Origin of the sequence: Protofrankia sp. Cj3 (assembly GCF_917627355.1) — a bacterium.
In the GTDB taxonomy this organism is placed as follows: domain Bacteria; phylum Actinomycetota; class Actinomycetes; order Frankiales; family Frankiaceae; genus Protofrankia.
In genome coordinates, this window is the sequence record NZ_CAKJTR010000136.1 from 1 (window position 1) to 8,301 (window position 8,301).

Annotated in this window: 5 protein-coding genes; 1 reads left to right on the plus strand and 4 read right to left on the minus strand. The window is 67.6% G+C overall.

Annotated elements, in window-relative coordinates:
• From MJ783_RS16990 to MJ783_RS17005, 4 genes are all read right to left on the minus strand, one after another.
• The coding region (locus MJ783_RS16990; RefSeq protein ID WP_239311436.1) for an aldo/keto reductase at positions 1 to 563 on the minus strand (563 nt) is incomplete at its 3' end.
• A gap of 191 nt (positions 564 to 754) precedes the next feature.
• Positions 755 to 4,723 (minus strand): ATP-dependent RNA helicase HrpA, encoded by a 3,969-nt coding sequence (gene hrpA, locus MJ783_RS16995; protein ID WP_239311438.1) that lies wholly within the window; start codon positions 4,721 to 4,723, stop codon positions 755 to 757.
• Positions 4,724 to 5,396: 673 nt separating this feature from the next.
• Entirely contained in the window at positions 5,397 to 5,933 is a 537-nt protein-coding gene (locus MJ783_RS17000; protein ID WP_239311440.1) for a hypothetical protein, read from the minus strand.
• Positions 5,934 to 6,858: 925 nt separating this feature from the next.
• Positions 6,859 to 7,749 carry a DUF2637 domain-containing protein gene (locus tag MJ783_RS17005; protein ID WP_239311442.1) on the minus strand — a complete coding sequence of 297 codons (891 nt, stop codon included), beginning with the start codon at positions 7,747 to 7,749 and terminating at the stop codon, positions 6,859 to 6,861.
• Between the two features lie 142 nt (positions 7,750 to 7,891).
• Between MJ783_RS17005 and MJ783_RS17010 the strand changes: the two genes are divergently transcribed.
• Positions 7,892 to 8,059: a hypothetical protein gene (locus MJ783_RS17010; RefSeq protein ID WP_239311444.1), complete on the plus strand. Its 168-nt coding sequence runs from the start codon at positions 7,892 to 7,894 to the stop codon at positions 8,057 to 8,059.
• Positions 8,060 to 8,301 lie beyond the last annotated feature (242 nt).

Below are 8,301 nucleotides of genomic sequence, written 5' to 3' on the forward strand. Positions count from 1 at the left end.
ACACCGCGGGCCAGCAGGGAGTACGGCGGTTGCTCGGACACGACACGTTCCCGGCCTCGCCGCTCGGCGATCCACTGCCCTTCCACGATGGCGGACGGCTCGAAGGTCGACGTCCCGATATAGCGGATCTTTCCTTGGTGGACGAGGTCGCTCAGAGCGCCGAGGGTGTCGTCGAAGTCAGTGCCGGGCTCGGGCCGGTGCACCTGGTAGAGGTCGATCCAGTCGGTCCGCAGGCGGAGCAGGCTGTTCTCAACCTCGCGGATGATCCATCGGCGGGAGTTGCCCCGATGGTTGGGGTTGTCGCCCATGGGTGCGTGGAACTTCGTCGCGAGCACCACCTCGTCCCGCAGGCCCCCGGCGAGCGCCTTGCCGACGATTTCCTCGGACTCACCCTGTGAGTAGATGTCCGCGGTGTCGATGATATTGATGCCCGCGTCCAGGGCACGGTGAATGATCCGGATGCTGTCGTCATGGTCGGGATTTCCCCAGGCACCGAACATCATCGCCCCGAGCGTCAGCGGACTGACCTTCACCCCGGTCCGGCCGAAGGCGCGAAGTATCATCGTGCTTACTCTCCTTTAGAGCGACCGGTCCAGAGCGACCGGCAACAGGGGGGCGCGGCGTCGCGGGGCTGGGGCGCGTACCCCAACTCCTTTTCTTGATCCACATTCCTGCTGCTGGATGCTCTTAATCCATGAATTTGATCCAATCGAATCGAATTTAATCGAACCCGGTCAGAACGCCAACTGGCCCGTCAAAGCGTGAGCTGGTCCATCGCTCGAAAGATCCGTTCCATGGAGACCGGGTACGGCGTCCGCAGGGTCTGGGCGAAGTAGCTGACCCGTAGTTCCTCGATCATCCAGCGGATCCGTGCCAGCCCCTCGCTGGGCGGGCTGCCCGGTGGGAGCCTGCCCAGCAACTGGTTGTACTCCCGCGTCACCTGTTCGATGTGCCGGGTGCGTTCCCGGTCACGGTTCGGATCGCTCGGCAGCTTGTCCAGGCGCAGTGTGATCGCGGTCAGGTAGCGGACGAGGTCGGGCAGCCGAGCCCAGCCCGTGCCGGCGACGAAGCCCCGATACACCAGGCCGGAGAGCTGGGAGCGCACGTCACTGAGGGCCGCCACCAAGGCCAGGCCGGTCGTCGTCCTCAGCTGCCGCTCGATGGTGTGCGCGGCGGCCAGGACCCGCTCCACCTTTGTCACGACATCGATCGCGGTCACGGTCAGGCCGGCTTGGACGATGTCGCGCAGCTTGGCGAACCCGTCGGCATCCCAGGCCGGACCGCCGCATTCCGTGATCAGTTTGTCAACGGCGCAGGCGATGCAGTCATCGAGCAGCTCGGTGGCGTTGCGGTATGGATGATGGCTGAGCGTCAGTTTGGCCTGGTTTGTCAGGGCGGCGTTGATGTCACGGACCGGTGACGGCGCGTTCAGCAACAACAGACGCCGGGTGCCCTGCCACATGGCGTGGCGGGCGTCGGTCTCGGTGGCGAAGACGCGGATCGCCACACTGTCGGTCTCGTCGACCAGCGCGGGATACGCCCTGACCGGCTGGCCGGCGCGGCGTTGTTCGACGAGCTGGGGGATCGGGCCGAAATCCCAGGTCCGCAGGCCGTGGCGCTCGACACCGTCCGCCACGGCGTTGACCGCCACCCGCATCGTCGGTGCCAACGCCCGGGTAAGCGCGGCGAGGTCCTTGCCCTCGGCGAGAGTGGCCTGTGTCTCGTCGACGATCCGGAATGTGATCTTCAGGTGGTCGGGTACCCGGTCGAGCTGCCAGGCGTCCCTGGGCACATCCACGTTGGCGAGGTGGCCGAGCTCGCGTTCCAGGATGGCGAGCAGTGGTCCGTCCGCCGGTGTCACCGATTCCAGCACCCGCCTGGCGTAGTCAGGCGCCGGGACGAAACTGCGCCGTATCTGCTTGGGCAAGGATCTGATCAGCGCGGTCACCAGTTCCTCGCGCAGGCCGGGTACCTGCCAGTCGAAACCTTCGGCGGTCACCTGGTTGAGTACCGGCAGCGGGATGCACACGGTCACGCCGTCCGCGTCCGTGCCGGGTTCGAACTGGTAGGACAGCGCCAGGGCGAGTTCGTTATGCCGCCAGACGTCGGGGTAGTCGCGCTCGTCGACCCCGGCCGCGTCTGTCTTGATCAGCATGGTGGTGGAGAAGGCGAGCAGGTCGGGCTGGGTGCGCTGGGTTTTTTTCCACCAGCTGTCAAAGTGGCGCCCGGAGACGACATGAGTGGGGATTCGCTGGTCGTAGAAGTCGAACAGGGTCTCGTCGTCGACCAGGATGTCGCGGCGGCGTGCCCGGTGTTCCAGTTCCTCGACGTCGTCGAGCAGCTCCCGGTTGGCGTGGAAGAACGCGTGGTGGGTCTGCCAGTCGCCCTCGACCAGGGCGTGGCGGATGAACAGGTCCCGGCACAGCTGCGGGTCGATCGCGCTGTAGTTCACCTTGCGGGAAACGACCAGCGGAATCCCGTACAGCGTCACCTTCTCGGATGCCACCACCGCGCCCCGGCTCTTCTCCCAGTGCGGTTCGCTGTATGCACGCCGGACCAGGTGGGGCGCGAGCGCTTCCGCCCATTCCGGTTCGATACGCGCAACCGTCCGTCCCCACAGCCGGGACGTCTCGACGAGCTCGGCGGCCATCAACCAGCGCGGTGGTTTCTTGGACAACGCCGAACCGGGGAATACCGCGAACCGGGCGTTGCGCGCCCCCTGGTAGTCCTGCTTCTCGGTATCGGCGAGACCGATGTGCGACAGCAGGCCGGCCAGCAGCGAGACATGGATCCCGCGGGGGTCGGCGGGCGCGCTGTTCAGCGACATCCCGAGGGTCTTCGCGGCCTGGCGCAGCTGGCTGTATATATCCTGCCACTCCCGTACCCGCAGGTAGTTCAGAAAATCGGCCCGGCACAGCTTGCGGAACTGGTTTCCCGACAGTTCCCGCTGCTGTTCCCCCAGATACTCCCACAGGTTGAGGTAGGCGAGGAAATCCGACTGTTTGTCGGTGAAGCGGCCGTGTTTCTCCGCGGCGGCCTGCTGAGCGTCGACGGGACGTTCGCGCGGGTCCTGGATGGACAGCGCGGCCGCGATGACCATGACTTCGTGTACGCAGCCGTTGCTTTCGGCCGCCAGTACCATGCGGGCCAGTCGCGGGTCGAGCGGCAGCTGCGCCAGTTTACGTCCCAGCGGCGTCAGGCGGCGATGCCCACCGGTCTTCGCGGCTCCGTTGGCGGGTTCCGTCTCGACGGCGCCGAGTTCGGTGAGCAGCAACACCCCGTCGGCGATACTGCGCGAATCCGGGGCGTCGATAAAGGGAAATGCCGCGATGTCGCCCAGGTTCAACGCGGTCATGGCCAGGATGACGGACGCGAGGTTCGTCCGCAGAATCTCCGGATCGGTGAACTCCGGGCGGGCGGCGAAGTCCTCGGCCGAGTACAGCCGGATGCAGATACCGTCGGCCAGCCGCCCGCAACGTCCCTTCCGCTGGTTCGCGGATGCCTGTGAGATGGCTTCGATTGGCAGGCGCTGGACTTTTGTCCGGCTGCTGTAACGGGAGATGCGTGCTGTGCCCGGGTCGATCACGTACCTGATGCCGGGAACCGTCAACGAGGTTTCCGCGATATTGGTGGCGAGCACGATCCGGCGCCCGGCGTGGGGCTGGAAGACCCGGTGCTGTTCCGCGGCGGACAACCGTGCGTACAGCGGTACGATCTCGGTATCGCGCAACTGCCGTTTTGCCAGGATGCCGGCGGTATCGCGGATCTCCCGCTCACCGCTGAGGAAGACGAGGATGTCGCCGGGGCCCGCCGCGCACAGCTCGTCCACCGCGGCTGTGATCGCTTCTGTCGGGTCGCGTTGGACCGCCGTGGCGGCGGCCCTGCCACCCCTGACGCCATCCGTGCCGCCGGATCCGGCATCGGGGTCGATCTCCGCCACCAGGGGCCGGTAGCGGACCTCGACGGGAAAGGTCCGGCCGGTAACCTCGATCATGGGCGCGCCGCCGAAGTGGCTGGAGAAACGCCGTGGGTCGATGGTCGCCGATGTAATGATCACTTTGAGGTCGGGCCGGCGGGGCAGGAGCTGCTTCAGATAGCCGAGGATGAAGTCGATGTTGAGGCTGCGTTCATGGGCCTCATCGATGATCAGCGTGTCGTACTGGTACAGCGACCGGTCTGTCTGGATCTCGGCCAGCAGGATGCCGTCGGTCATCAGCTTGATCAGGCTGTCGCCGCCGACCTGATCGGTGAACCGCACCTTGTAGCCGACTATCCCGCCTGGTTGCCCATCGGGTTCGCCCAGCTCCGCCGCGACCCGTTCCGCCACCGCCCGTGCCGCCAACCGGCGCGGCTGGGTGTGGCCGATCAGCCCGCGTACACCGCGTCCCAGCTCAAGGCATATTTTCGGCAGCTGCGTGGTCTTTCCCGAGCCGGTTTCGCCGGCGAGGATGACGACCTGGTGGTCCCGGATCGCGGCGAGGATCTCGTCCTTTTTCTGGCTGACCGGTAGCGCTGGGGGATAGGTGACGGCCGGCACGCGCGCGCGCCGCCGCTGCACGCGCAGCGCGGCTGTGTCGATGTCAGCGGTGATCGTAGCGAGGGCGGCCTGGCGAGCTTCGGGGTCGCGTATTTTGCGCATGCCGTCGATACGGCGCTGTAGACGGCGCTGATCGCGCACCATCAGATCGGGCAGTCGTGCGGCCAGGGCGGTGGGCGGAGGCATCGGGAAGCAGCGTCCAACGAAGTGTGGATGGCGGGCAAGGGGCAACGGGTACCGACCCGTTGGTCAAGTGGCCGTCGGCCGTCGGGTATTCCCGGTGTCACGACCTACTCAATCAGGATGAAGGCCCATCATGTCCGTGCTCGCTGTCACCCGGTGCAATGCCAGCGGTCCCCGAGTGAGGAGGATGGGCCGGCGGTGGGCATGGGATGAGTGCCGCCTGGAGCCCGGCGGAGGTCCCGGGCGGGTGGGCTGATCGCGTGGGTGGTCGAGTGGCTGGTCGAGCATGCCGCCACCGCGGTGGCGGTGACAGCCGGGCATGCGGTGGCAAGGGGGCGGATGCGGCGGCAAGGGGGCGGCAGCGTGGCCGTGGAACCCGGCCGGTGAGACGCCCCGCGGGGTAACAGCTGACCGCTGGGGTGACACCGGGTGGGAAGCGCGGCCACCGTGCACAGCGGCCGCGCTTCCCACATCAGCTTGTCCAGATGGTTATCTACGAATGTACGTCCTGATCAGTTCCGGCCTGCTGTCCTGTCGTCCTGTGCCGGTCTTTTAGCTGTCGCGGCGCACGACCCGGCGAGCGGTTCGCCGTCCTGTGCGCCGTCCCGTGCGCCGGGCAATCCGGCGAGAGCGTCCAAGCATCGTCATCTCTCCCTCTGCCGCGCTGTGCGAGAACTCAGATCGTCGCCTTTTCCGCCTTTGCCAGCGCCTCGGCCTCGCGGGCTTCCACCAGGCCCAGCGACACCAGGTCGAGCGGACTGATGAACTCCGAGGCGAGCCGGAATCCGCCCGCTCGCGCGATCGAGTCCCGTAGCGGGATGGCCCACCGGTGCTCAAGCAGGATCAGCGCGGCCGCGGTGTCCTCGGGAATCTCGGCGAGCACGTCCCAGGCATCCTCCTCGCTGAACACCCCACCCCGTTCGGCGGCGGTCCGCGCACCGCGTTCGGCACCTGCCCGCATGCCGGCCTCGCCGCCTTCGCCGAGCCCGACGAGCGCGCCCACCAGGGCGCCGAGCTCGACCTGCTCCTCGTCGGTCAGCTGGCTGCCGCGTACGGCGGCGACATCGCCGTCGGCGTCCTTCTGGACGACCAAGGCGTCGACCACCCGTACAAGGTCGTTGTCACGAAGCCGTTGCAGCTCAGTCTGGATCTCACCACGGAAATCAGGCTGCTTGAAACCGAGCACCAGGAGTTGGACGGGTCCGATCGTCATGTCTGTTCCCTCCTCGCCCACCGTTTTCAGCGGTCATGTGAACGATGGGCTTCTTTCCCGGCCGGAGTCCTCACCCCAACCGGGTGAGTCGCCGTCCGCCAGCGGCGCCGGTCTGTCGCTGCCGGCGTCTCCCCGCTGGCCCCAGCCGATCGCGGCTGGGCCGCGCGCCGGGGCGTACGCGGCCTCGCGGGGCATATCGCCATACAAGTACTACGGCGTGTTTCCGAAGGTGTCGTCCGGTCAGGGAGCCGCGGCCAGGGGCCGCCTGGGCGTGGCGAGCCGGACAGCTGGCTTCCGGAACACGCCCTAGATGTTCACCCGATCGCTGCCGGTTGTCCGCGGTCGGTCGGAACAATATGTTGATGGCAGAGCCGCCAGTAGTCATCTTTGGTCCCGGTACACACAGCGACAGTTGGTGGGCGCTTCTGCCCACCGCCGACGTCCTCCGTTCTCCGCATTTCAACGATCTGCTTGCCCTGGTGGAGCGCGCAATGGCGAAACAGGAACCAGGCCGTCCGTTCATCCTTACGCTTGACCATCGCGGCACACGCGAACCAGGCGAACCAGGCGCACCAGGGCGCGGGCTTCGCGCTACGACGGCACCGTCCAGCACGCCAGTTCGGTATGTGTACGGGCTGCCGTCGAGCAGGATTAAGAGCGCCCGAGGATAGGGCGTTCGATCAGTGAGCGGTTCATCCGTGCCCGGTCCGGCAAGGCGGAAGAGGAAGGCGCCCTGGTGGTGGGCGCCGACTGAGGACAACGCGGCCGGGCGGGACGCGGGGAGCCGCGAGCCGGACAGTCCTATCCTCGGGCGCTCTAAAAGCGACCGGCAATAGGGGTGTAGCTCAAGGAGCGGGGCTGGGGGTGCGTGCGTCGCGAGGCGGCGCAGGCCCCGGTAGCGGTGTTCTGCTCCGTCATGCCGCGGTCAGCCAAGGCCGCCGACAACGGTGCGTTCGCCGATAATGGGCAGCGGTCCGGTGTACACATCGGCGTAGCGTGAGTCCTTCCGGACCTCGTACACCCAGCTTTTGCTGACCGTGACACCGCGGGCGGCCAGGAAGGCCAGCGCCTCGCTGGCGGACCCGTTGGTCTGTTCCAGCGCATGCACGATGGCCTCCCGTTTGTCCGCGGCGTCCAGCGTCAGGGAAGGTGCAATCGTGCCGCCGGACATCCCGGCACCCTCGCCGTCAGGGTCGCTACCCGCCAGGTGAGCCACTGTGGGCTGGGAGGTGAAGAGCGGCATGAGATCGGTGACGGCGCGTTGGGCGTCCCGTTGGGTACCGCGTTGGGCGTCCCGTTGGTGAGGAACACCGAATGTGTCATCAGCCGGCTGTCCGGCCGGGGTTGTGCGGCCGCCGGCAGCGCGGTTCTCGGCAGTACGGCTGGCAACCCGGATCTGGCGCATGAGCAGTTCGTAGGAGCCCAGCAGCGCCAGCGCCGGCCAGCCGGCGATGACCCGGGCGGTCAGGTTGGGTTCGGCGTGCAGCACGTTGGCGGCGAGGGAGGCGAAGGCGCCCATGGTCAGCAGGAGGTAGGACAGCCAGGAGCGGCTCCGGCCGGCACGCCGGTCCGCCAGCATCGTCATGGACGCGGCCAGCATCAGGCCGTCCACGCTGAACGGGATGACCGCGGCGGCCGTGGCGTCCTCGCCGTGGTCCAGCGCGACGCCCCGCATGTGCCGGTAGGAGACGAAGGCCGCTACCGCGGCGACGGTGACCACGGCCGCGACCGTGGCCGCGCCGATCGCGCGGTCCGTCCACCCCGCCCGTGCGTCGGTATCCGCACCTGGTCGGTTGTCCTCCGCTGACCCGAACACGCGATCCCCTCCCACTGTTGAGACTCCGCTGACTGAAACAACGTGTTGCGTGACCACATCGATAGCCTGCCACCCACTCGCGCCCACATCACACCAGGGCGTCCTTTGCCGGCGGACCCGTACGGTCCGTGCATGTCACGTCATGCCCGGTCTATCCGGCGCGGCGGCGGTGGCGTCGTCGAAGCCCGTGATCCAGCTGGTCATCGCCCAGCTGGGAGACGTTCGGGAGGACTGGTTATCCACCGTGTGGTGGTCATGCGCCGATCGGGGAACGAGCGCCGGGCATGGCGAGGGCACGCTGGTTGGCTAGTGGCGGCTGAGGAGATCAGGCAACGAGCCAGCCTGTGTATCCGGCGGCTGCCAGCACTCGGCAGGCCGCGGCTCCCGACACGGGCCGTGACACGGGCCGGGGCAGTTCCACCGGGGCCGCGCTGAGCCGCGGATGGCCAGCGGCGGGCCGTCCATCGACGGTCGTGCGGCTCCACGAGCGGCGCACCGGCAGGCAAGGCCCGTGGGGGATGTCAGCCCGGATCAACGCTCGACGGGGCCTCG

Excerpts from the sequence above, each read along its gene's own strand:
- hrpA (WP_239311438.1), bottom strand. The coding sequence starts at position 4,723 with ATGCCTCCGCCCACCGCCCTGGCCGCACGACTGCCCGATCTGATGGTG.
- MJ783_RS17000 (WP_239311440.1), bottom strand. The coding sequence starts at position 5,933 with ATGACGATCGGACCCGTCCAACTCCTGGTGCTCGGTTTCAAGCAGCCT.
- MJ783_RS17010 (WP_239311444.1), top strand. The coding sequence starts at position 7,892 with ATGCCCGGTCTATCCGGCGCGGCGGCGGTGGCGTCGTCGAAGCCCGTG.